Source organism: Streptomyces sp. NPDC058239 (assembly GCF_042882185.1).
Taxonomy (GTDB): domain Bacteria; phylum Actinomycetota; class Actinomycetes; order Streptomycetales; family Streptomycetaceae; genus Streptomyces.
In genome coordinates, this window is record NZ_JBHVWS010000059.1 from 1 (window position 1) to 21,856 (window position 21,856).

General features: G+C 67.1%; 21 protein-coding genes, 1 tRNA gene and 2 pseudogenes. 13 read left to right on the forward strand and 11 right to left on the reverse strand.

Features of this window, described 5'->3' with window-relative positions:
* Positions 1-49: 49 nt before the first annotated feature.
* From ACFVYE_RS39125 to ACFVYE_RS39145, 5 genes are all read right to left on the reverse strand, one after another.
* A complete protein-coding gene (locus ACFVYE_RS39125; RefSeq protein ID WP_383975538.1) occupies positions 50-961 on the reverse strand; it encodes a carbohydrate ABC transporter permease in 912 nt (303 codons plus the stop codon).
* A 5-nt stretch (positions 962-966) separates the two neighbouring features.
* Entirely contained in the window at positions 967-1,902 is a 936-nt protein-coding gene (locus ACFVYE_RS39130; RefSeq protein WP_383975535.1) for a carbohydrate ABC transporter permease, read from the reverse strand.
* 21 nt (positions 1,903-1,923) lie between these two features.
* Positions 1,924-3,264, reverse strand: coding sequence for an extracellular solute-binding protein (locus ACFVYE_RS39135; protein ID WP_389608560.1), 1,341 nt, complete (start codon positions 3,262-3,264; stop codon positions 1,924-1,926).
* Between the two features lie 57 nt (positions 3,265-3,321).
* Positions 3,322-4,497, reverse strand: coding sequence for an ROK family protein (locus ACFVYE_RS39140; protein ID WP_383975530.1), 1,176 nt, complete (start codon positions 4,495-4,497; stop codon positions 3,322-3,324).
* A 106-nt stretch (positions 4,498-4,603) separates the two neighbouring features.
* Positions 4,604-4,762 carry a hypothetical protein gene (locus tag ACFVYE_RS39145; protein ID WP_383975527.1) on the reverse strand — a complete coding sequence of 53 codons (159 nt, stop codon included), beginning with the start codon at positions 4,760-4,762 and terminating at the stop codon, positions 4,604-4,606.
* A 351-nt stretch (positions 4,763-5,113) separates the two neighbouring features.
* On the opposite strand from ACFVYE_RS39145, the gene ACFVYE_RS39150 reads away from it, so the two are divergent.
* From ACFVYE_RS39150 to ACFVYE_RS39175, 6 genes and pseudogenes are all read left to right on the forward strand, one after another.
* Complete coding sequence (locus tag ACFVYE_RS39150) at positions 5,114-5,875, forward strand: DeoR/GlpR family DNA-binding transcription regulator (protein ID WP_389608561.1); 762 nt, start codon at positions 5,114-5,116, stop codon at positions 5,873-5,875.
* A gap of 146 nt (positions 5,876-6,021) precedes the next feature.
* The gene (locus tag ACFVYE_RS39155; protein ID WP_383975521.1) at positions 6,022-7,377 is read left to right on the forward strand and encodes an ABC transporter substrate-binding protein; all 1,356 of its coding nucleotides are present in this window, start codon (positions 6,022-6,024) and stop codon (positions 7,375-7,377) included.
* Positions 7,374-8,336, forward strand: coding sequence for a carbohydrate ABC transporter permease (locus tag ACFVYE_RS39160; RefSeq protein WP_383975518.1), 963 nt, complete (start codon positions 7,374-7,376; stop codon positions 8,334-8,336). The genes ACFVYE_RS39155 and ACFVYE_RS39160 overlap by 4 nt, the downstream gene beginning before the upstream one ends.
* Positions 8,333-9,232, forward strand: coding sequence for a carbohydrate ABC transporter permease (locus ACFVYE_RS39165; protein ID WP_389608562.1), 900 nt, complete (start codon positions 8,333-8,335; stop codon positions 9,230-9,232). Before ACFVYE_RS39160 ends, ACFVYE_RS39165 begins: the two co-directional genes overlap by 4 nt.
* Positions 9,229-10,218: a zinc-dependent alcohol dehydrogenase family protein gene (locus ACFVYE_RS39170; RefSeq protein WP_383975512.1), complete on the forward strand. Its 990-nt coding sequence runs from the start codon at positions 9,229-9,231 to the stop codon at positions 10,216-10,218. The genes ACFVYE_RS39165 and ACFVYE_RS39170 overlap by 4 nt, the downstream gene beginning before the upstream one ends.
* A gap of 56 nt (positions 10,219-10,274) precedes the next feature.
* A pseudogene (locus ACFVYE_RS39175) lies at positions 10,275-10,495 on the forward strand (transposase); the annotation flags it as partial.
* Positions 10,496-10,510: 15 nt separating this feature from the next.
* Here the strand turns inward: ACFVYE_RS39175 and ACFVYE_RS39180 are convergent.
* Positions 10,511-10,978 (reverse strand): GNAT family N-acetyltransferase, encoded by a 468-nt coding sequence (locus ACFVYE_RS39180; protein ID WP_383975509.1) that lies wholly within the window; start codon positions 10,976-10,978, stop codon positions 10,511-10,513.
* Between the two features lie 119 nt (positions 10,979-11,097).
* Between ACFVYE_RS39180 and ACFVYE_RS39185 the strand changes: the two genes are divergently transcribed.
* The 5 genes from ACFVYE_RS39185 to ACFVYE_RS39205 all read left to right on the forward strand — a co-directional run bounded on the left by ACFVYE_RS39185 (position 11,098) and on the right by ACFVYE_RS39205 (position 16,524).
* Positions 11,098-11,679, forward strand: coding sequence for a hypothetical protein (locus tag ACFVYE_RS39185; protein WP_389608563.1), 582 nt, complete (start codon positions 11,098-11,100; stop codon positions 11,677-11,679).
* A 353-nt stretch (positions 11,680-12,032) separates the two neighbouring features.
* On the forward strand, positions 12,033-12,731 hold the full coding sequence (locus tag ACFVYE_RS39190; protein ID WP_383975506.1) for a 2-phosphosulfolactate phosphatase: 699 nt from the start codon (positions 12,033-12,035) through the stop codon (positions 12,729-12,731).
* 313 nt (positions 12,732-13,044) lie between these two features.
* Positions 13,045-13,260 carry a hypothetical protein gene (locus ACFVYE_RS39195; RefSeq protein WP_383975504.1) on the forward strand — a complete coding sequence of 72 codons (216 nt, stop codon included), beginning with the start codon at positions 13,045-13,047 and terminating at the stop codon, positions 13,258-13,260.
* 1,077 nt (positions 13,261-14,337) lie between these two features.
* On the forward strand, positions 14,338-15,141 hold the full coding sequence (locus ACFVYE_RS39200) for an SDR family NAD(P)-dependent oxidoreductase (protein ID WP_389608564.1): 804 nt from the start codon (positions 14,338-14,340) through the stop codon (positions 15,139-15,141).
* Positions 15,142-15,984: 843 nt separating this feature from the next.
* On the forward strand, positions 15,985-16,524 hold the full coding sequence (locus ACFVYE_RS39205; RefSeq protein WP_389608565.1) for a transposase: 540 nt from the start codon (positions 15,985-15,987) through the stop codon (positions 16,522-16,524).
* A 41-nt stretch (positions 16,525-16,565) separates the two neighbouring features.
* Here the strand turns inward: ACFVYE_RS39205 and ACFVYE_RS39210 are convergent, their stop codons facing one another.
* Complete coding sequence (locus ACFVYE_RS39210) at positions 16,566-17,693, reverse strand: PP2C family protein-serine/threonine phosphatase (RefSeq protein WP_383975426.1); 1,128 nt, start codon at positions 17,691-17,693, stop codon at positions 16,566-16,568.
* 95 nt (positions 17,694-17,788) lie between these two features.
* Here ACFVYE_RS39210 and ACFVYE_RS39215 point away from each other — a divergent pair.
* Positions 17,789-17,917: pseudogene (locus tag ACFVYE_RS39215) on the forward strand (IS5/IS1182 family transposase); the annotation flags it as partial.
* Positions 17,918-17,934: 17 nt separating this feature from the next.
* Here ACFVYE_RS39215 and ACFVYE_RS39220 read toward each other — a convergent pair.
* On the reverse strand, positions 17,935-18,651 hold the full coding sequence (locus ACFVYE_RS39220; RefSeq protein WP_383975423.1) for an SDR family oxidoreductase: 717 nt from the start codon (positions 18,649-18,651) through the stop codon (positions 17,935-17,937).
* On the opposite strand from ACFVYE_RS39220, the gene ACFVYE_RS39225 reads away from it, so the two are divergent.
* A complete protein-coding gene (locus tag ACFVYE_RS39225) occupies positions 18,650-19,471 on the forward strand; it encodes a helix-turn-helix transcriptional regulator (RefSeq protein ID WP_389608566.1) in 822 nt (273 codons plus the stop codon). The two genes, ACFVYE_RS39220 and ACFVYE_RS39225, sit on opposite strands and share 2 nt — an antisense overlap.
* A gap of 178 nt (positions 19,472-19,649) precedes the next feature.
* On the opposite strand, the gene ACFVYE_RS39230 is transcribed toward ACFVYE_RS39225, so the two are convergent.
* From ACFVYE_RS39230 to ACFVYE_RS39240, 3 genes are all read right to left on the reverse strand, one after another.
* Positions 19,650-20,006, reverse strand: coding sequence for a hypothetical protein (locus ACFVYE_RS39230; RefSeq protein WP_389608567.1), 357 nt, complete (start codon positions 20,004-20,006; stop codon positions 19,650-19,652).
* A gap of 124 nt (positions 20,007-20,130) precedes the next feature.
* A tRNA-Val gene (locus ACFVYE_RS39235) sits at positions 20,131-20,197 on the reverse strand.
* 314 nt (positions 20,198-20,511) lie between these two features.
* Positions 20,512-21,702, reverse strand: coding sequence for a cytochrome P450 (locus ACFVYE_RS39240; RefSeq protein ID WP_389608568.1), 1,191 nt, complete (start codon positions 21,700-21,702; stop codon positions 20,512-20,514).
* Positions 21,703-21,856: the final 154 nt, after the last annotated feature.

Consider the following 21,856-nt stretch of genomic DNA (forward strand, 5'->3'; position numbering starts at 1 on the left):
GGTTCAGGTGTGTAGGTGGACCCGCCACCAACTACTGCGAGCTTCATAATCAGCCCTTCACTCCGGTCAGTGTGACGCCTTCCACGAAGGCCTTTTGTGCGAAGAAGAAAACGATGACGACCGGCGCCATGACGAGGAGCGTCGCGGCCATGGTCAGGTTCCAGTTGACGCTGTGGGCGCTCTTGAAGGACTCCAGGCCATAACTGAGGGTCCAGGATGCCGGGTTCTGCGCGGCGTAGATCTGCGGCCCGAAGTAGTCGTTCCAGCAGTAGAAGAACTGGAACAACGCGATGGCGGCGATGCCCGGTTTCGCCATCGGCACGATGATCGTCAGCAGGGTGCGCAGCTCGCCGCAGCCGTCGACGCGTGCCGACTCGATGTACTCCTTGGGAATGGTCAGCAGGAACTGGCGCAGCAGGAAGATCGAGTAGGCGTCGCCGAACGCCATTGGGATGATCAGCGGCCACAGCGTGCCCGAGAGGTGGAACTGCTGGGCCCACACCAGGTACATGGGGATCACGATGACCTGCGGCGGCAGCATCATCGTCGAGATCACGAGGATCATCAGCGACCGCCTGCCGCGGAAACGGAACTTGGCGAGCGCGTAGGCGACGGGAATGGTCGAGCACACCGTGAAAAGCGTGCCGAGCCCCGCGTACATCAGCGAGTTCTTCCACCAGCCGAGGAAACCCTCGGTCCGGAAGACGGCCGTGTAGTTCTCCCAGTGCCAGGAGTCGGGCCACAGGTCGCCGCTCATGGCCTGGGCGTCGCTCATCACGGACGTCAGGAACACGAAGACGAACGGCAGGATGAACAACAGCGCGACGGCGAGGGCCACGCTGTGCACGGCGATCCAGTTCAGAAGGCGTTTACGGCGGGCGCGCGAGGCCTCCGGGCCGCGCTCGCGCGGGGTGGAGGCGGCCGAGGGTGCGGCCGGGGCCTTGATGGTCGTAGTGGTCACCGGAATCAGTCCTCCGCCGAGAGCAGGCCCGAGCGCTTGCGCATGAGCAGCATGGTTACGGCCATCGCGATGGCGAACAGCACGAGCGACAGGACGCACGCCGCGCCGGTGTTGAAGTTCTGGAAGCCCATCGAGTAGACGAGTTGAGGGACGGTGAGGGTCGAGTGGTCCGGGTAGCCGGGCTGGATGACCGAGCCCGGTCCGATGGAGACACCGGAGGCGAGCTTCCCGGCCACCAGCGCCTGCGTGTAGTACTGCATCGTCTGCACGACACCGGTGACCACCGCGAACATCACAATGGGTGTGATGGACGGCCAGGTGACGTAGCGGAACCTGGCCCAGGCCCCGGCGCCGTCGAGCTCGGCCGCCTCGTACTGCTCCTTCGGTACGTCCAGCAGCGCGGCCATGAAGATCACCATCAGATCGCCGATGCCCCACAGCGAGAGCATGACCAGCGACGGCTTTGCCCAGGCCGGGTCGTTGAACCAGTTCGGACCGTCCAGGCCGACAGCCGAGAGGATGCCGTTGACCGGGCCCGTCGCCGGATTGAGGAGGAAGACGAAGGCGACGGTCGCGGCGACCGGAGGCGCCAGGTACGGCAGGTAGAAGGCGGTGCGGAAGAGGCCCGGCCCCGACTTGATCTTCGTGATCAGCAGCCCGAGAGACAGGCCGAAGACCACCCGCAGAGCCACCATGACGACCACGAGCCACAGCGTGTTCCACAGGGCCGGTCCGAACAGCGGCATCTGCTCGAAGACATAACGCCAGTTCCGCAGGCCCACGAAGGTCGGCCGCTGGATCTGGTTGTAGTGCATGAAGGAGAAGTAGACGGTGGCGATCAGCGGATAGCCGAAGAAGACACTGAAGCCGATCAGCCACGGGGAGAGGAAGCCGAGCGTGCGAAGTCTGCGCCGCGCGGGTGTGGAAAGAGTCATTGCCATGGTGTGCTGCTCCCGCGTCCGTCAGCTCTTCGACTGGAGGGTGTCGGCGTCGATCTGTTCATCCAGCGTGCGCAGGCCCTTGCGCAGGTCATGGGCCCGTCCTGCCTCGGCTGAGTACGCGAAGTCCTGCAGCGAGGTGATGTACATGCCGCCGTTGGTGGACTGAGGCATGGATTGGCTGTACTTGTTCTGCGCGATGTCGATGAACGCCTTGAACGTCGGGTCGGCGTCCAGGTCGGGCGACTTCAAGGCCGCGTAGGTCGAGGGAACGTTGTGGATCGCGTTGGCGAAGGACACCACCTGCCGGGTGTCCGTCGTCAGGAACTTCACCAGCTCCCATGCCGCGTTCTGATGCCTGCTGCTGTGGGCGATGCCGGTGACCGTGCCGGTCAGATAGCCGCGCCCGTAGGTCTCGGCCTGGTCGTCGGGTACCGGGAGCGGCGCGACGCCCCAGTCGAAGCCGGCCTTGGCATCGTTCAGCATCAATCCTCGCCACTCGCCGTCCAGATGCATGGCGAGCTTGCCGGTGAGGAACGCGTTCTGCGCCGACATCTCGTCGCCGAACGAGGTGCGGAACCTCTCCAGTGCGTCGTAACCGCCCTGTGCGTCGGCGAGTTGGCCGGTCACTCGGAAGAAGTCGTATGTGGCCTGCTGCTTCGCGAGGACCGAGTTGCCCTTGCTGTCGAAGTAGGTGGGTCCCCACTGGCCGAACAGCCGGTCCGGACTGTTCTGGTAGAGACGGAAGTTGGGCATGAAGCCGACCCGCTTGTAGGAGCCCTTCCCGGAGCGCACGGTCAGCTTCTTCGCATCGCGCACGAACTCCGACATGGTCCGCGGCGGCCGCGAGATGCCTGCCTCCTCGAAGGCGTCCTTGTTGTAGTACATCCCGAACGCGTCGGCGAGCAGGGGCAGCGCGCACTGCTTGCCCTCGAAACTCGTGTACTGCAGAAGGCTCTTGGGGAAGACCTTCGACTTGTCGACGCCGGTTTTGCGCAGGAACGGATCGAGGTCTGCCCACATCCCGGAGTCGCAGTACTGGCCCACGTTGTTGGTGGTGAACGAAGTGATCACATCGGGGGCGCCGCCACCGCCGGCCCGCAGCGCCTGGTTGATCGTGGCGTCGGTGACATTGCCGGTCGAGGCAACGTGGATGTTCGGGTGGAGCTTCTCGAAACGGGCTATGGAGTCATTGATGGCCTTGACTTCGCCGGGCGCCGACCAGCCGTGCCAGAACTTCAGTGTGACGGGTGCGGTTGCATCGTCCTCGGCACTGCCGACGCCCGGGTTGGCGCAGCCGGACAGGAGCAGTCCGGCCGTGGCGAGCGCCGCGGACACGCAGGTGCGTATGCGCCATCGCTGCATGGCGGCTTCCTTTGCGGTGAACTCCCTCACGGGGGAGTGCGGGACAGGGGCAAGGGGTCAAGCAGAGGTGTCGAAGATGGTGTGGCGCGCCTGAGTGAGGGCGCGGTGCAGGGCTCCGATGAGGATGGGATCGCCATCCAGGTCACTGATGCGGAGCTCGGGACGTGGCAGCGCGAGACCGGTCATCTCCCGCTCCACACGGGCACACAATGTTTCGCCGCCGGCCTGGGCGACCTGGCCCGACAGCACGATGAGGTCGGGGTCGACGACGGCGACGACCGAGGCGAGACCGGTGGCCAGTCGGCGGGCGAGTTCCTTCAGGACTGCCTCGTCGCCGAGTGCCTCCTCCAGTGAGGCGGCACCGCCGGCCAGCCGGCGTACGGCGGATGCGGCGACGAGGGTCTGGAAACCGCCGCCGGTGTCCTTCCCGGCACTGGTGCTGTCCTCGCCGCGCGCGAGGGGTGCACCGGGCAGCGGCATGTAGCCGATTTCGCCCGCACCGCCCGTGGCGCCGCGCAGCAGCGTTCCGCCCAGGACGATGGCGGCACCGACACCCTCGTCGATCCAGGCCAGCACATAGTTGTCCCGGCCCTGCGCGACACCGTCGTGCTGTTCGGCGATCGCGGCGAGGTTGACGTCGTTCTCGATTTCCACCGGGGTGCCCAGCACCTCGGCGAGTTCGGCACGCAGCGTGCGGGAGTGCCAGCCCGGCAGATGCGGGGCGTAGCGGAGCTGTCCGCTGCGGGGGTCGATGGCCCCCGGGGTGCCGATGACAGTGGCCTTGAGGCTGTCATGGCCGAGCCCGGCCTGGTGCAGCGCACCGTCGACGGCCTCGGCGACGAGCTGAGCTGTGCGGTGGCGTACATCTTCGGCGACGGCGCTTGCTGCGAGACGGCAGCGGCCCACTTCGTGCCCGGCGATGTCGGCGACGACTGCCGTGATCCCAGCCGGGTCGGCGGACAGGGCCGCGACATGCCCGGCGGAGGGTTCCACCTCGTAGAGCAGCGCGTTCGGTCCGGGACCGCCGGTCTGCGCGCCGGTCGCCCGCACGAGTCCGGCGCTCTGCAGGCGGTCCAGCATCTGCGAGATGGTCGCCTTGGACAGGCCGGTGAGCTCCCCGATGCGCGCCCGCGTCAGTGAACCGTGCGTCACGAGGAGGTCCAGCGTCGCGCGGTCGTTCATCGCACGCAGGACGCGCGGGGTACCGGGGGTTCCCGTAACCGAAGCGGCCATGGCGTGACTCCTCGTTGAATAGTTCGGATACTTTCCGATCTATTCGGGGAACCTACGTCCGCGTGAGGGAGGCGTCAATGGGCGAACGGGCGCAGAGACCAAAGATTTACAGCGCCTCCCTGAACTCCGCGACGCCCGGCTCACGTGCGACGGGAGCAAGGGCGCGGTCGAGGCGGTCGAGCCGGCTGACGATGCGCGCGGAGCCGGTCTCGGCGGCGATCCCGACCTGGCATCGGAGGGCTGGATCGGCTGTCCGTCCGGGCACGGGCCGAATGGTGTCCAGCCCTCCGCGCGGTGGAGGCGATCGGCGGTACTGCCGGCCTCGGTGTCCCGGATCACCGACTTGAGTCCGGCGTCGGCGGCATGCCCATTCGTGTCCGCTCACGGGCGCAGTTCGGGCATCCTGACGCCGCGAAGCGGGCAGCGCTGTGCAGCCCGGAAGCCGACAAAGGCTGGACAACCAGCATCGATGGCATCCGGGAAACGGGCACGAACGGGCACAGCGCATGCCGTGAAGAAGCTGGTCGAGCGGCCGCTCTTGCTTGTACAAACTACGCAAGGGTCCGAACGGACGTGGGCCCGCAGCGAGTTCGCACCTCAAGCAGGGAAGTGTGCCGTGGACACCGAGGAACGCCGACGGGGAATCCTCGAGACGGCCCGACGGGACGGGGCCGTCGACGTCAACCGGCTTGCCGACCTGTTTCAGGTGGCCAAGGAGACCATCAGGCGGGATCTGCGCGCGATCGAGGAACACGGTCTGGTCCGGCGGACGCACGGCGGGGCGTACCCCGTGGAGAGCGCCGGCTTCGAGACCACGCTCGCGACGCGGACCACCCGCCATGTGCCGCAGAAGTCGCGGATCGCTGCGGCGGCCGCAGATCTTCTCGGTGACGCGGAGACGGTCTTCGTCGATGAGGGCTTCACCCCGCAGCTCATCGCCGAAGCTCTCCCGCAGGACCGGCCCCTGACCGTGGTCACCGCGTCCCTGGCGGTGGCGACCGTCCTCGCGGACGCGGAGAAGATCGTCGTGCTTCTGCTCGGGGGGCGCGTCCGTGGCGGCACCATGGCCACGGTCGACCACTGGGCCACCCGCATGCTCGCGGACTTCGTCATCGATCTGGCGTATGTCGGTGCGAACGGCATCTCCCGCGAGTACGGACTGACCACGCCCGACCCGGCGGTCGGCGACGTCAAGGCGCAGGCCATGCGCAGCGCACGCCGCCGGGTGTTCACCGGTGTCCATACGAAGTTCGGCGCGGTGAGCTTCTGTCGTTTCGCCGACGTCGGCGACTTCGAGGCCATCGTGACCGACACCGGACTCCCTTCGGCCGAGGCCCAGCGTTACTCCCTCCTCGGCCCGCAGGTCATCCGCGTCTGAGCAACTCCTTACGCCCTCTGCCCCAGCCAGGACGGCCAGGAGGCACGGTCGCCATGCCCGGATACACAGAACACACCGCATACGAAACGCCGAAACACGAGCGCAGAGCACTGGACACGAGCCGCTACAACCGATCAGGAGAACCTATGCCCCACCAACAACGACGGCGCGGCATCCGCGTGCGTGCGGTCGCGGGCACGGCAGCGATGACACTCCTCGCAGGGTGCGCCGGAGCCGGCGGCACCTCCTTCGGAGGGGGTGACGCACTGAACGTACTCATGGTGAACAACCCGCAGATGGTCGAGCTGCAGAAACTCACCGCGGAGCACTTCACGAAAGATACCGGCATCGAGGTCAACTTCACCGTGCTCCCGGAGAACGATGTCCGCGACAAGATCAGTCAGGACTTCTCCAACCAGGCGGGCCAGTACGACGTCGCCACCATCAGCAACTTCGAGGTGCCGTTCTTCGCGAAGAACGGCTGGCTGCACGCCCTCGACGAGTACGCGGAGCAGGACCCCGTCTTCGATCAGGACGACATCCTCGAACCCCTGCGGGAATCCCTCACCGCCAAGGGGAAGCTCTACGCCGAGCCGTTCTACGGCGAGTCGTCCTTCCTGATGTACCGCAAGGATGTTTTCGCCGCGAAGGGGCTGAAAATGCCGGCAAAACCCACGTGGCGGCAGGTCGCCGGCCTCGCGGCACAGGCGGACGGCGCCGAGCGTGCGATGAAAGGCATCTGTCTGCGCGGGCTCCCCGGCTGGGGCGAGGTCATCGCCCCACTCACGACCGTCGTCAACACCATGGGCGGCACCTGGTTCACCGAGGACTGGAAGCCACGGCTGACCTCCCCGGAGTTCAAGAAGGCGACCCGGTTCTATGTCGATCTCGTCCGCGAACACGGTGAGTTGGGCGCCCCTCAGTCAGGGTACGCCGAGTGCCTCAACAACATGACGCAGGGCAAGACCGCCATGTGGTACGACGCCACCGCGGGCGCCGGATCGCTGGAGGCGGCAGGGTCCCCGGTGAAGGGAAGGATCGGATACGTCCCCGCGCCGGTGGAGCGGACCAAGAGTTCGGGCTGGCTCTACACCTGGGCCTGGGGCCTGCAGAATGCTTCCAAGAAGCCCGACAAGGCGTGGAAGTTCATCTCCTGGGCCTCGGGCAAGGAGTACGAGGCGCTCGTCGGGGAGAAGAGCGGCTGGGCCAATGTGCCTGCGGGCAAGCGGGCCTCCACCTACGCCAACCCCCACTACCGCGAAGCTGCGGGAGCCTTCGCGGACGTCACCGAGCGGGCCATCGCCGGCGCCGACCCGTTGAATCCGGGCACTCAGCCGCGCCCCACGGCCGGTATCCAGTTCGTCGGCATCCCCGAGTTCACCGATCTCGGCACCAAGGTGGCGCAGGAGATCAGCGCAGCCATCGCCGGCCGCCAGTCCGTCGACAAGGCCTTGGCCGCTTCCCAGAAGCTGGCCGAGAAGGTAGCGAAGGAGTACCGATGAGCACAGTTGTCAGTACCCAGCCACTGTCCCCTCCGACGGCCTCCAAGCCCGCCCGCCGCAAGGGAGGAGCGCGTGCCTGGGCGACCCGGGCCCCGCTCCTGCCCGCCCTGGTCTTCCTGATCGCGGTCACCCAACTGCCGTTCGTGGCGACCCTGGTGATCTCCCTCTTCGACTGGAACTCCCTCAATCCCGACAAGCGCAGCTTCAACGGGCTCGCCAACTACGCCTCCGTCTTCACCGACGCAGCGCTGCGCGACTCGGTCCTCACGACGATCGCGATTACCGCGAGCGTCGTCGTCGCCACGGTGGTGCTCGGGCTGGCACTCGCCCTGCTGCTCGACCGCACGTTCTTCGGCCGGGGCTTGGTGCGCACCCTGCTCATCACCCCGTTCCTGATCGTCCCCGTCTCGGCCGCGCTGCTGTGGAAGCACGCGCTCTACAACCCGGAGTACGGACTGCTCAACGGTGCGCTGACCTGGGTCGGCGAGCTGTTCGGTGATACGTCCCCGAGCCAGCCGGACTGGATCTCGGGGATGCCGCTTCTCGCGGTCGAGGCCGCCCTCGTCTGGCAGTGGACGCCGTTCATGATGCTGATCCTGCTCGCCGGGCTGCAGAGCCGGCCCGCCGAGATCACGGAGGCTGCGCGCCTCGACGGTGCGAGTACGTGGCAGACCTTCCGCCACCTGACACTGCCGCATCTGCGCCGGTACCTCGAACTGGGCGTCCTGCTCGGCTCCGTGTACATCGTGCAGAACTTTGACGCGGTGTTCACGATCACCTCCGGAGGGCTCGGCACCGCCAACCTTCCCTACACGATCTATCAGACCTTCTACCAGGCTCACGAATACGGGCTGGCGTCCGCCGCGGGAGTCGTCGTCGTGATCGGGACCATGGTCATCGCGACGTTCGCGCTCCGGGTCGTCTCGTCCCTCTTCCGTGAGGAGGCGAACCGCGCATGACCGCTCCCACCGTCCCCGCCGCCCCCGCTCCCCGGGCCGCCCGTCCGGGCACTGTTCCGCTCGCTGCGAAACGGGCCGCGCGACGCTCGGCCGCGCTGGGTCTGCTGGCCTGGGTGGCTGGACTCGGCTTCTGTCTGCCCGCCATGTGGATGCTGCTGACCTCCCTGCACTCCGAGGCGGATGCGGCGACCAATCCGCCCTCCCTCACCGCACCGCTGACGCTCGACAGCTATCGGGAGTTCTTCGGCGCGGGCAGCGGCGCGAGCCCCTGGCCACCCCTGATCAACTCGCTCGGCGCTTCGGTCTTCTCCACCCTGCTGGTGCTCGTCCTGGCCCTCCCCGCCGCGTACGCACTCTCCATCCGGCGCGTACGCAAGTGGACGAACGTGATGTTCTTCTTCCTGTCCACCAAGATGCTCCCGGTCGTCGCCGGACTGCTGCCCGTCTACCTGTTCGCCAAGAACGTCGGGATGCTGGACAACATCTGGCTCCTCGTTCTCCTCTACACCTCGATGAATCTTCCGATCGCGGTGTGGATGATGCAGTCCTTCCTCGCGGACGTGCCGGTCTCGATCATCGAGGCCGCCCAGGTGGATGGCGCCCGACTGCCGACCGTCCTCCTTCGGGTGGTCGCGCCGGTGGCCGGCCCCGGAATCGCGGCAACCGCACTGATCTGCTTCATCTTCAGCTGGAACGAGTTGCTCTTCGCACGGGTCCTCACCGGTGTCGTCGCCCAGACCGCACCCGTCTTCCTGACCGGATTCGTCACCAGTCAGGGGCTCTTCCTCGCCCAGCTGTGCGCCGCGTCCGTCGTTGTGTCCCTGCCGGTGCTCGCCGCCGGCTACGCCGCCCAGGACAAGCTTGTCCAGGGCCTCTCCCTTGGAGCTGTGAAGTGAAGGAAGCGATCGTCGAAGCCCCCGGCAAGGTCTCCGTCACGACAGTCCCCGATCCCACCCCGGGACCCCGGGAGGTCGTCGTAGCTGTTGCCTCGTGCGGGCTCTGCGGCACCGATCTGCACATCCTGGAGGGCGAGTTCGCGCCCACCCTGCCGATCGTGCCCGGACATGAATTCGCCGGAGAGATCGTGGGCATCGGCCGTGACGTCACGGAGCTGCAGGTGGGCGACCGGGTCGCCGTCGATCCGTCCCTGCACTGTCACGAGTGCCGTTACTGCCGCAGCGGGCGCGGCAACCTCTGCGACCGGTGGGCCGCCATCGGCGTCACCGTCCCAGGCGGCGCGGCGGAATATGCTGTGGCGCCCGTCGCCAACTGCGTACGCCTGCCCGAGCAGATCGATGTGAAGGACGCGGCGCTGATCGAGCCACTGTCCTGCGCGGTCCGCGGCTACGACGTACTGAGCAGCACCCTCGGTGCCCAGGTCCTGATCTACGGCTCCGGAACAATGGGCCTGATGATGCTGGAGCTTGCCAAACGCACCGGCGCAGCGGGGGTGGACGTCCTCGACGTCAATCCGGAACGCCTCGCCACGGCCGGTCTGCTCGGCTGCTCCCGCTCGGCAGCCAGGGCGGAGGAACTGGACCGCCCGGACGGCTGGGACGTCGTCATCGACGCGACCGGCAACGCGGGCGCCATCCAGGACGGCATCGGCCGGGTCGCGAAGGGAGGCACGTTCCTCCAGTTCGGAGTCGCCGACTACGCGACGACGGCAGTCATCGAGCCCTACCGCATCTACAACCAGGAGATCACCATCACCGGTTCCATGGCGGTGCTGCACAGCTACGAGCGCGCCGCCGCGCTCTTCGCCACCGGGGTGCTCGACCCGTCCGTCTTCATCAGTGACCGGCTGCCGCTGGAGCAGTACCCGCAGGCCATCGACCGGTTCAAGGCGGGCCTGGGGCGCAAGATCGTGGTGGAGCCGTGACAGGCAGTTCGCTCCTGTCTGATCCCAAGGTGCGCCCGCCCACCCCCGTTTGTGCCCTGAAAACTTGTCGCACTCGACGGTGCCACCGAAACACGACGCGACAGCGCCCGTATCCCGGCGATCTGTCCGATGCCCGCCGGAACTTGATCGGGCCCATCCTGCCAGCCTGGCGAACCGAGCGCGGAGGCAAAAGCCTGGACAACGGGCGCTCACCCCAGCATGATCTGCGCCGGATCACGGAGGCCATCCTGTACGTCGACGGACCGGGATCCCGTGGTGCGCTACCTTCAGGTCACGGGTGCATCAGCCCGGTTTGCGGTCGGCAGAGGTAGAACAGCTCGGGGTCGCCCTCATCGAGGCCGTGGAGAAGGCCGACCGGGCTCCAACCGGCTCGTTGGAGCAGTCGCTGCATCGGCTGGTTGGAGACGTTGGTCGAGGTAAAGAGCTTTGGGGCCGTGCACGAAGCGGCCACGGCGTCCAGCAATCGATGACCAACGCCCTTGCCGCGGGCCGATGGGGCAACCATCAGCATCGTGACAAAGCCCTGCTCGAAGAACGTGTACTCGACCACGCAGTAGCCAAGCAGGCCAGACGCGTCCTCCGCTACGACCACCAGGCCCTGCCGGCACCACCTTCGAATGCTCGCCTGTCGCCCGACATCACCTTCGACCGCGACCGTATCGATCCCAACCAGCGCGTCCGACTCTGACTCACTCGCGCGGCGCACAACCAACGCGTCGAGGTCCATTGCATCGTTCATGAGCCCATGCTGTCAGTTCGCACCGGAAGCCCGTCCTGCTCCCGGTCCTCTGTCGCGGATCAGGTCATAAGCGGAGTCGAGCACGGCATGCCCTGATCGCTGCCATCACTTGCGACCACATGCAGTCCCTCTTGGAGGCGACCGGCAGCCTCCGCCGCGATGCTGCCGACGCGCGGGAATGGGAAGAGGTGAAGGCCGGTCAGCAGGCGTACCAGGCGGAGGTGCGGCGCGCGGCAGAGCAGAAGCCCTTGGAGGACTGCGGGCTCTTCACGATGGAACCCCGTCGGGAACGCGACGGCCCCATGTCTCATGAGACATACCGAAGTCTGGAGAATGACGGCTACCGCGCACTGCCGTTCACCCCGGCCCGCCGCCCGCCCGCCGGCCGACGCAGGCGGGCAGATGGCGGCAGTGAGCCGGGCACCCTGCACGACCTGGCCAACTCCCTGGAACCCAACAATCGCCTGACCGTCCGAGTCCGCCGGCTGGGTGACCCGGCTCTCGCAGTTCCTGGGAGAAGCGGTCTGGGCCGAATCAGGTCTCGGACCACCCCCCGACATCGCCAGCTCCAACGCCGCATCACCACGCTGGAGCAGCAGCTCGCAGACAAGCGGGGAGCCCTGGATGAACGAACAGAGGAACTCGACGCATCCCGAGCAGCCAACCGCGAGCTGACCCGGTGCTTGAATCAACTCGGCTGAGAGGGCTGTGGCCTCCGCATACCACCTGGTGAAGGTGTCTGTGGGCCCGATCTTCCTGCGGCTGCGGGCGGCGATGGCGGCCGACTGGGGACAAGCTGCCGACTCATCCGGCACAGTGAGGCGCACATCGCCTGGTCCACGATCGCCCCCATGACCAGACGACTGACCAAGCCCGTCAAACAAGGCACTGCCCTTCCCCCGCCTCCACGTGAACCGGCGCCCCGGACGGTGCGCATCCGCGCCCGATCCGAGGGGATCCGGCTGGCGCCAGAACCGCTTCGCTGACCGTCACCCCGACGGCAGCCGGATCAAATCATGCCCTTCGGATGATCCAGGGGCGTCAGAATGGTGCGATGAACCATCACTTCGTAGGCATCCCAGAGTTGACCGGCGTTCCCCGTGTTGCTGTCGTCATCGACGTCATGCGCGCCTTCACCGTGGCTGCCTGGGCCTTCTCGCGTGGCGTCGAGAGGATCGTCCTGGCCTCAACGGAGAGTGAGGCACTTGCCTTGAAGGAGAGCCACTCGGGTTGGCTGGCTTTGAAGGACGGAGCTCCAGCAGCGGGCTTCGACGCGGTGAACTCACCTGGCTTGCTCAGGTCATGCGATTTCGCCGGCCGCACGCTGGTGCAGAAGACGACGGCAGGCACCGTGGGCGCGCTGGCCGTCGCGAACGCACCGCTGGTCTTGTGCGCGAGCTTCGTGGTGGCCGGCCCGACCGCGCGGTTCCTGCAGACCAAGGATTCCGGCCCGGTGACGTTCGTTGTCACCGGCGAGGGAGGACAGGCCGACGAGGACCTGGCCTGCGCTGAATACATCGGTCAATCCATTGCCGGTGGCGATGTCGAGGCGGCCCCGTATCTCCACCGCGCGAGGACTTCTCGTGCTGCGGCCGATCTTGCCGGTGGGCTGCGGAGCGGATACCACCCAGACGATGTCGATCTCTGCTTGGAAATCGACAGGTTCCCCTTTGCGATGATGGCTCGCCAGGAAGAGTCTCTGACGGTGCTCCGTCCCGTTGCAGTGCCTGACATCCCGTCCGGTATCCGCTGACCTGCTGGCACTTTGGACTTTTCAGGCGGCAGAGCTCACCCGATCAGGGCGGACTCTGCCGCCCGCGCCCCTGGGCCGTCACGCTTGTAGGCCAGCCCAAGGTTTCTGGTCGCGGCACCGCAGCGGGTGGGCGGGATTTCAGGCGGCAGCACGCGCGAACCCGCGCCTCGCTGCGGGCCGGCACCATCAACCCGCTGAAGGACCTGACCGATACGGCAGACTTCACGCGCCGCGGGTCGAGTGCCCCGGGTTCACTGCCACCGGCCCGGGGCGTGAACTCCCCCTCGCCGGCCCCCTGGAAAAGGTCCTCACCGTGCTGAACATCGGCAACCTCCGGCGCGGGGCCGACATCATCGTGCAGCTCGCGACCGGCCCCGAGTTTGCCGGCAGCACCGGTGGCTACTTCGCCGCCGAGACCGCCAAGCCCCTGCAGTGCCCTGAAATCGGGCGAGGCGCAGCTGTTCAGCGTTCTCTGTGGGAGGCCACGGACGAGCTCCTCCGCGACATCCGGCGGCCGCACAGCGCCTGAACGACACCGCTCGCCCCACCCCAGTCACGACCAGCCCGACGCGGTGGCCCTTCAGCTGCCTATTGCCTGAACAACGTCACAGTCAACCGTCTGTCTCAACAAACCGGCTCCATTCCGTTGAGACAGAACAGCCCCACCAACTTTATCCACGGTTCGCGACAGCAGTTGTTCATGACTGCGGGAGGTACCCGCCTGGCGGCGAGGGTGATGTTCATGAGCAGGTTCTGGCACAGGGTTTGTGGAACGGGCTCGGGAGCGCCTGCACATGGCTGCTGGTGGACCCAGTGACCTGCGATGTTCTGGCCCGTCTGCAGGTCGTTCCTCGCTATCACGGCCGAGTCCGCTGAGCAGGCCCGGAGTGCGGTGCCGGGATTGCTCCCGGTCCGTTTCTTCGGACCTCTCGCCGAACCCGCCGTGCGTCTCTCAACGCAACGGGCTCTCCACGGTTTCTGCCGTCAGACGGGGCTTGAACAGGTCATCGAACCGGCGGCCGGGATCGGCCACCGTCCAACGGTGAAGCCTGGTCTGCATCTCCAGTACCCCGCCCCGAGGGCCCGGATCCCCACCATTCGGCGGGGCATCTTCCGGCATTGCAGCATCCTTCATACGTCCCGGCGTTGTCAGGGCCGCTCTCGCCCCCGGCATCACCCGGATCAGGCTGCCCTCAGCTTCAACCCCACTGCTGCGACAGCGGGTTGGGGCAGGTCTTCCACCTCCACTCGAACCAACAGCGCCTCACGGCGCAAACAGAACTTGAGTCAGAGCCTGACCGCGGGAGTCATTTCGATGTGACTGCGGGAGCCACTGGCTGAGCGAGTTTGCGATGTCAGTTTGTTCTGATGTCACCACAGGGCTTGCGACGTTCGCCTCCCGTCCGCGTGACCGCTTTCGGGTCGTCTGTCCCGGCCGCCGTCCGTGGGCCGTACGGGTCATTGAGTGCCGCCGTTCGATGGATGCGGCGGTCGGGCCCGATGCGATTGTCGTCCGGCTGGGACACCTTCCTTGCGGGCGTGCCGGGGGATACGCCCCGCCTCGAAGAGGAACCCGGTGTCGTGCGGGTTCCGAACCGCTTGCCCGTTGTTCACCTGGGTGGTTGCAGGAAGGACCCTCGACGTGTCTGATCCCGTTGTCCTTATCACGGGCGCGCTTACCGGTATCGGCCGCGCCACCGCTTTCGCTTACGCGCGTCAAGGCGCGAACCTTGTGGTTTCCGGCCGTCAGGAGGACGTGGGTGAGCAGTTCGCCGGGGAGCTCTCCGATCTCGGCGCCGCGGCCGAGTTCGTGCGTGCCGACGTCCGCTTCGACGCCGATGTGAAGGACCTCGTCGACCGTGCGGTAGCACGGTTCGGGCGGATTGACGTCGCCTTCAACAACGCCGGTACCGAGGGAACACCCGGCCCTGTCACCGAGGTGACCGACGAGGGCTATCAGGCAACCTTCGATACCAACGTCAAGGGAACGCTGCTGTGCCTGAAGCACGAGTTCCGGGTCATGAGGGAACAGGGCGGCGGCAGCATCGTCAACGTCAGCTCCACCTTCGGCCTGATGGGTTATCCCGGGGCGACCTTGTACGTCGGGAGCAAGCACGCCGTCGTCGGCATCACCAAGGCGGCCGCACTCGAAGGCGCCGCTCACGGTATCCGGGTCAACGCGGTCGCGCCCGGCTACACCCGGACTGCTATGTACGAGCGGTTCACCGGTGATGACACGGCTCGTGCCGCGGTCGATTCGGTGCTGCCCATGCACCGGGCGGGTACCCCGGAGGAGATCGCCGAGGCCGTCCAGTTCCTGGGTTCGGACAAGGCGAGCTACGTCACCGGGCACATCCTCCTTGTGGACGGCGGCCTCATGGCGGGCGGGCCTCTGTTTCCGAGCTCGTGAGTCGCGAGGTCGGCGCAGGCCATGTCGGCCTCGGCGGCGCGTGCCCGCCTGAACGGGACGTTCCGGTTCTCATCCTGCCCAAGCGGGCGGCCCCACAGCACACGAGCGACATCAAAAGTCAGGTTCTGGCTCAACTTTTGTGGTATCGCCGCTATGTGTGTCGTTGCTGGTCCGGTGCGGGGAGGTTCGTTGAACTCATGACCGTGGCGAAGGAGCGTTGCTTAGAACTCGCGCGAATAGGCGACGCGGGCTCTGACCCAGGGGTTCGCGGTCAAACGCGGTTGCGGTCGGCTGTCATACCCGGTTGCTAGTCTCGCCGAGCGCGTCTGCCGATCCGGGACGGTGAATACCAGCAAAGTGGTATGAGCGCTACTGCTCGCCGGGACGGGGAGGGAAGCCATTGTGCGAGCGCCGGCAAAGAGTGGCAGTCCGACAGCATCGGCAGACGCGCGCATAGGCAGCACGGGGAACCCCGACTGCAAGGTGGGCACCGGCCTGGGGGATCATGGAGTTGCGACGCTCTGTGATCATTGGTGAGAACTGTGCCCGTCCTTCCGTCCTGGCTGACCGCCCCGCTCTGGGACCAATTCGCGGCGCTGTTGCCCGAGCGCCCCATGGTCGATCCTGCCCACCCGCTGCGTTGCCACCGCCGCCGTATCAGCGACAGGTTCGTATTCGACAAGCTGTTGCAGCTCCTGCGGTTCGGCTGCTCCTACCAGGCGCGCCGACACGACTTGCTCGGCGACCACCATCCGGAACCGCCGCGACGAGTGGATCCGGCTCGGCCTCTTCGCCCGGCTCAAGCAGATCGCGCTGGAATCCTACGACCGGATCGTCGGGCTCGTGCTCGACCAGGTCGCGATCGACGGCTCCAGCACCAAAGCCCCCGGCGGCGGAGAAGTTGCCGGGCGCTTCACCGGTCGACTGCGGCAAACAGGGCCTGAAACGCTCCAGCATGACGGATGGTTATGGGATCCGCTCGGCAGGGTCCTCGCCGGAGCGAACCGCCACGATTCTCCGCTGCCGGATCCGACCCGGGACCTGCTGGTGGACCTGGGGCCGCTGCCCGAGGACATCACCGTGCACCTGGACGCCGGCTACGACTCGGACAAGACCCACGCCCAGCTCGCCGCGCGCGGTCTGCACGGCCAAATTTCACACAAGGGCGAGAAGGCGCCGATCCAGGCCAGCCAGCGGTGGCACATCGAGAGAACCCACGCCTGGCAGAACGCCTTCCACCGGCTCGCCCGCTGCTACGAACGCCGCGCCATGGTCATAGACGCCTTCTTCGACCTCGCCGATGCGATCATCATCGTCCGCAGCCCGCGCCGCCGGGCCTGGACGACCCACTGCTGGGACAACCGCCCGAACCGCCGCCCATGAGCACACGCCTATCCGCGCGAGTTTTAAGTGAGACAAGACCTTCACCGACCCCGCCTGTACGACGGCGTGCCGGCTGCCGCACGGACGGCGATGGCCGCGATGTCGTCGTCGAGACGGCCGTGGCTGAAGCGGACCAGGTCGCTGTGCAACTGCCCGAGCAGCCGGGACGGGGAGTCCGCGTCCCACTGTCCCGCGTGCTGCACCAGCGGGAAGAACGCGCCGGTGTGGTCGCGGGTCTCGGTGACGCCGTCAGTGTAGAGCAGCAGCTGATCCTCGACGGCGAAGGAGAAGGTGTCGATGCGGTAGTCCTCCCCGACCAGCGCACCCATGTTGATGGGTGGCGAGGGAACCGTGGGGGTGACCTCGCGGACCATTCCCGCGCTGAGTAGCAGCGGAGGGGGGTGTCCCAAGTTGACAATGCCGACGGCCGATCCGTCGTCGGGGATCTCGACGAGCACGGCCGTGGCGAAGTACTCCATCCGGTCGCCGGGCAGCAGTGCGGTGTAGCGGCTCGTGCTGACGTCCAGTCGGCGTGCCAGCCGTGCCAGGTCCGGCTCGTCGTACGCGGCTTCGCGGAAGCAGCCGAGGATCGCTGAGGCCATGCCGACCGCAGGGAGGCCCTTGCCGCGCACGTCTCCGATGATCATGCGGACGCCGTGGACTGTCTCCAGTGCCTCGTAGAAGTCGCCGCCTACGCGGGCCTGGGCCGCGGCGGCCAGGTACAGAGCCTCGATGTCCAGCCGGCCGAGGTGGTGCGGCATGGGGCGCAGCAGGACTTTCTGGGTCGTCTCGGCGACGGATCGAACGTCGGCGAGGGTCTGCTCCCGCTGCTGGCGCACATGGCTGGCGCAGGCAGCCGCGGCGGTGGCGCCCGCGATCACCGCGAGGGTGAACAGGTGTGTGCGCTCCTCACTCACACTACCGATGGTCACGGCGATCAGTACGTCGATGGCCGCGGCGAGCACACCTACGGCCACCGTTCCGACCACTGGCCACACCGAGGCAGCGAAAGCGGGGGCGAGAGAGAGAAAGCGACTGAAGTGGAGGTTGCTCGGAGTGACAAAGGAAACCACAGTGATGATGGCGATCAGTGCCAGGGGCGCCAGACGCACCACCTGCTCCCCGAGGCTGCTGCCCGCACTGCGCCAGAATCGACCCGACCAGTTCACATAAGCAGCATATAGGGGCGATTACATCGAACCGGTCAGGCGCAGAGCCGGTAGCCCGCCAGGCCCAAGACAACCGGGAACGGCTCGGGCGCCGAAGGTGGTTCATCGAGCGCACCATCAGCGCTTTCTTCGATCTCGCCGACACCATCATCACCGTCCGTAGCCTGATCCGCCGAGCCTGGACCACCCACCGCTGGGATACCCGTCCCCGACGCCGCGCATGACTGATCACCATGACTGATCACCAGGGCACGGGCGTTCCGTCCCAGGAGAAGAAGCCACCGGTGGGGCCGTCGTCCGCCAGCAGGGCCAGGCGGAGGGCACCCTGCGCGGCCTCGGCCGGGTCGCCACCGGCAGCGGCGGCCCGGGGGTCGAGATCGGTGGCCCGCAGGCCGGGGGCGAGCGCGTTGACCTTGAAGCCCTCCTCGGCCAGCGTCTGGGCGTAAAGGACAGTGAGGGCGTTGAGGGCGGCCTTGGACGACCGGTAGGCGGCGACGCCGCCGCTTCCCGGGGTGAACTGGGGGTTGGGGGTGGTGCTCCAGGTCAGCGACGCGGTGCCACTGGAGATGTTGACGATGCGCGGGCACGGGGACCGGCGCAGGGCGGGCAGGAAGGCATTGGTCACCGCCACTACCCCGAACACGTTGGTCTCGTGTGCGCGTCGGTACTCCTCGACGCCGGTGTCGGTCGGCAGGGCGGGTGACGGCGCGATGCCGGCGTTGTTGATCAGTACGTCCAAGCGGTCCACCTGAGCCGCGGCCCGTGCGATGCCGTCGGGATCTGTCACGTCGAGGACCAGCAGACGGGCCCCGTCACCGATCTCCTCGACGGCCCGCTGCCCGCGCCCGGGGTCACGGGAGCCCACGTACACGGTGTGGCCCTCGGCGGCCAGCAGCCGGGCGATATCCTTGCCGATGCCCTTGTTGGCAACGGTGACCAAAGCTGTGCGTTCGTTCATGGCAACCACACTTCCCGAGCTGGCCCGCTACCTGCGGGACCGCCGGGCGGCCCTGCGGCCGCACGAGATCGGCCTGGCGGCGACGGGCACCGACCGCCGCACACCAGGTCTGCGCCGCGAAGAGGTGGCGGAGCTCGCCCACATGTCGGTCGACTACTACACGCGGTTGGAGCAGGCCCGGGGGCCGCGGCCATCGGCCCGGATCCTGGACGCGCCGGCCCGCGCGCTACGGCTCACGCCGGCCGAGCGCAGCCATCTGTTCCGCCTGGCGGGTTCGAGCGCGCCGCCCGACATCAGCGCCGTGCGGCGGGTGCGCCCGCACGTTGCCCGGATGCTGGAGCGGCTGCCGGAGACCGGTGCCATCGTCACTGACGCGGCGTACGACGTCGTCTCCTGGAACCCCCTGGCCCGGGCACTGCTCGGCGCCGACCTCGGAGGCGGGACGACGAACCTGGCCCGACGCCGCTTCCTGGGCCAGGGGCGGATGTACGAGAGCTCCAGCGCCGAGGAATTCGAGCACATCGTGGTGGCGCGGCTGCGCAGGGCCGCGGACCGCTACCCGCATGACCCGCAACTGGCCGCGCTGCTGGCCGAGTTGCACGTCGGCAGTGAGGAGGTCCGGCAGATCTGGGAGGCGCGTCCCGTCCACGCTCCCGGGCACCGCACCAAGACCCTGGACCATTCGGAGGCCGGTGTGCTGCGGTTGAACTGCGACATCCTGCTCGTGCCCGAGGATGACCAGGAGGTTGTCCTGATGACGGCCGACCTCGGATCACCTGCCGTGCGGGCCCTGCGCAGGCTGGCCACGCAGGCGACCTGAAACGACGGATGCGCACACGTCTCGCCAGCGGTCACAGAGCGTCGCAACTCAATATTCACTGGGGCATGTGCCCCCTGATATCGAGGCTTTCCACGCCGCCTATCTGCGTGGGCTCTCAGGCCTCAGGGTGCGGAGGAATCGCCAACACATGTCGATCGGCCGTGCGTTATCAGCTCGTTCAGGCGTCCTGGGCTGCGTTGGCCTTGAGTAGACGGCGGAGGCGGCGGATCTCGGCGATCAGGCGAGGGATGTCCTGGCGGGCGTTGGCGATGAACTGGGCGTTCTCGTCCCAGCGTCCGTCTGCGACATCGACATAGCGCGGCTGCTGGACGAGGGTGGCGGCAACGATCTGGTGGTGGTCGAAGTCCGGCCAGCGTTCACCGCGTCCGGTGTCGGGAACGGTGCCGACGGCGACGAGGTTCATGGCCCAGTCATCGTCGAGTATCCGGACGTGCCAGGGGCCAGGGGTCGTAGCCTCCGTGCGTTCCTCGATATCGGCGAGTTCTTCGTCGGTCAGTGGTTCGGGCGTGCTCATCAGGCCTGCCAACTCCTCGCGTTCGATCAAGTGTCCCTCCGCGGACCGCGCGCCAGCGGGCCTGGGCCGACTCGATGAGTTCGAGGACCATGGCCATGCCGACCGCAACCGAGCGCAGGTGGGATGGGGCCGACCGGATTCGAACCGGAGTCCTCCCACATGTGGTGAAGGCGCGACAACCACTGCGCTACAAGGTCCGTCCCGCTCGCGATCGTATAAGCCACCTGTGCTCCGTCGCTTTCTGATTATCGAAAACGACGGCGGATCACTCGGCGTGACGCCACAACAGCTGAGCCAGAACCGGGCTGGATCTGGCGCAGACTTCGTGGCGGATGTGTTCGAGTCGTTCGCGCGTGCGGATCAGCGTCGGGGGAGCGGCCTGGCCCGGCCGTTGACCGGGGCCAGGTCGCTGGCGGCGAGGGCGGCGCGGGCGCGACCACCGCAGGCGAGCAACCACAGCGGTGGCGGGCGACCGTAAGCGACCTCACCCGTCGCCTGTTCGCGGTCACACGTCCCAGGTGACCGGGAGGCTCTTGACCCCGTAGATGTCCGCGGTCTCCGGGCGCAGGCCAACTTCTTCAGCCGGTACGGCCAGGCGCAGCGTGGGGAAGCGGTTGATCAGCGCGGAGAACGCGACCCGCATCTCGACGCGGGCCAGCTGCTGACCCAGGCACAGGTGGATGCCGTGGCCGAAGGCCAGGTGCGCGCCGTCCTGCCGGTGGAGGTCGAGTACGTGGGGATCGATGAAGCGCTCGGGGTCACGGTTGGCGGTGTTGTACGACAGGACGACCGTCGTGCCGGCCTCGATGGTCTGGCCGCCCACCTCGACGTCCACCAGCGCCGTCCTCATGAACGACTTGGCGACACTCAGATACCGCAGCAGTTCCTCCACGGCCTGGTCGGTGAGCGCGGGGTCGGCGCGCAGTGCGGCCAGTTGCGCCGGGTTCTGCAGCAGCGCGAAGGTGCCGAGGGACAGCATGTTCGCGGTGGTGTCGAACCCGGCCGCCAGCAGGATCAGGCTGATCCCCTGAAGCTCTTCATCGGTCAGGTCGCTGTCGGTGAGTTCGCTGAGCACGTCGTCGGTGGGGTTCGCGCGCTTGGCGGCCACCAGCTGTGCGAGGTAGTTCTGGGTCGCGGTGTAGGCCGCTATCAGGTCCTCGTCGCTCGTCTCCCCGTTCATGAACTTGTCGATCTGTTCCTGGAAGGAGTCCCGGTCCTGATACGGCACCCCCAGCAGCTCACAGATGATGATGGTGGGGATGGGCTTGGCGAACGCGGTCACCAGGTCCGCCGGTGGCCCGGTCTCCTCCATGGCGTCCAGGCAGTCGGTGGTGATCTGCTCGATGCGTTCGGTGAGCACTCGCATCCGCCGTGCGGTGAACTTGCCCACCAGCGGTTTCCGGTAACGCCCGTGCTGTGGTTCGTCCATGAGGAGGAACTCGCCGGGCGGCGCCGGAGGGATCTCGAAGTCGACCACGTTCAGGAGTTCTTTGCGCGAGCTGAACCGTGAGTCGGCCAGGACCGACCTGACCAGGTCGTATCCGGTGATCAGCCAGCCGGGCTTTCCGCCGGGGTGGGTGTAGCGGCTGATGGGGCCGTGCCGGCGGGCGTCGATCAGCTCTGTCGGCGGGTCGAAGGGGCAGCCGGGCTGACGCTCCGTCGGCAGCGTCGTGACGGTGTGAAGGGATTCGCTCACGGCCATTCCTCATCTCGCGACATTACGTGTTTGACGCACGTCGAAAGCTACGTTGCATTCGGAATACCGTCAATCGTTCGAAAGGTGTTTGCGCAGGTAGATGGCAGTAAATTGATGCAATGACGCTGGGTTCGAATGCAATGCTTCGTTGCAA

Excerpts from the sequence above, each read along its gene's own strand:
- ACFVYE_RS39190 (WP_383975506.1), top strand. The coding sequence starts at position 12,033 with ATGAACCATCACTTCGTAGGCATCCCAGAGTTGACCGGCGTTCCCCGT.
- ACFVYE_RS39130 (WP_383975535.1), bottom strand. The coding sequence starts at position 1,902 with ATGGCAATGACTCTTTCCACACCCGCGCGGCGCAGACTTCGCACGCTC.
- ACFVYE_RS39155 (WP_383975521.1), top strand. The coding sequence starts at position 6,022 with ATGCCCCACCAACAACGACGGCGCGGCATCCGCGTGCGTGCGGTCGCG.
- ACFVYE_RS39230 (WP_389608567.1), bottom strand. The coding sequence starts at position 20,006 with ATGAGCACGCCCGAACCACTGACCGACGAAGAACTCGCCGATATCGAG.
- ACFVYE_RS39220 (WP_383975423.1), bottom strand. The coding sequence starts at position 18,651 with ATGAACGAACGCACAGCTTTGGTCACCGTTGCCAACAAGGGCATCGGC.
- ACFVYE_RS39225 (WP_389608566.1), top strand. The coding sequence starts at position 18,650 with ATGGCAACCACACTTCCCGAGCTGGCCCGCTACCTGCGGGACCGCCGG.
- ACFVYE_RS39140 (WP_383975530.1), bottom strand. The coding sequence starts at position 4,497 with ATGGCCGCTTCGGTTACGGGAACCCCCGGTACCCCGCGCGTCCTGCGT.
- ACFVYE_RS39180 (WP_383975509.1), bottom strand. The coding sequence starts at position 10,978 with ATGAACGATGCAATGGACCTCGACGCGTTGGTTGTGCGCCGCGCGAGT.
- ACFVYE_RS39160 (WP_383975518.1), top strand. The coding sequence starts at position 7,374 with ATGAGCACAGTTGTCAGTACCCAGCCACTGTCCCCTCCGACGGCCTCC.
- ACFVYE_RS39135 (WP_389608560.1), bottom strand. The coding sequence starts at position 3,264 with ATGCAGCGATGGCGCATACGCACCTGCGTGTCCGCGGCGCTCGCCACG.
- ACFVYE_RS39185 (WP_389608563.1), top strand. The coding sequence starts at position 11,098 with ATGCAGTCCCTCTTGGAGGCGACCGGCAGCCTCCGCCGCGATGCTGCC.
- ACFVYE_RS39165 (WP_389608562.1), top strand. The coding sequence starts at position 8,333 with ATGACCGCTCCCACCGTCCCCGCCGCCCCCGCTCCCCGGGCCGCCCGT.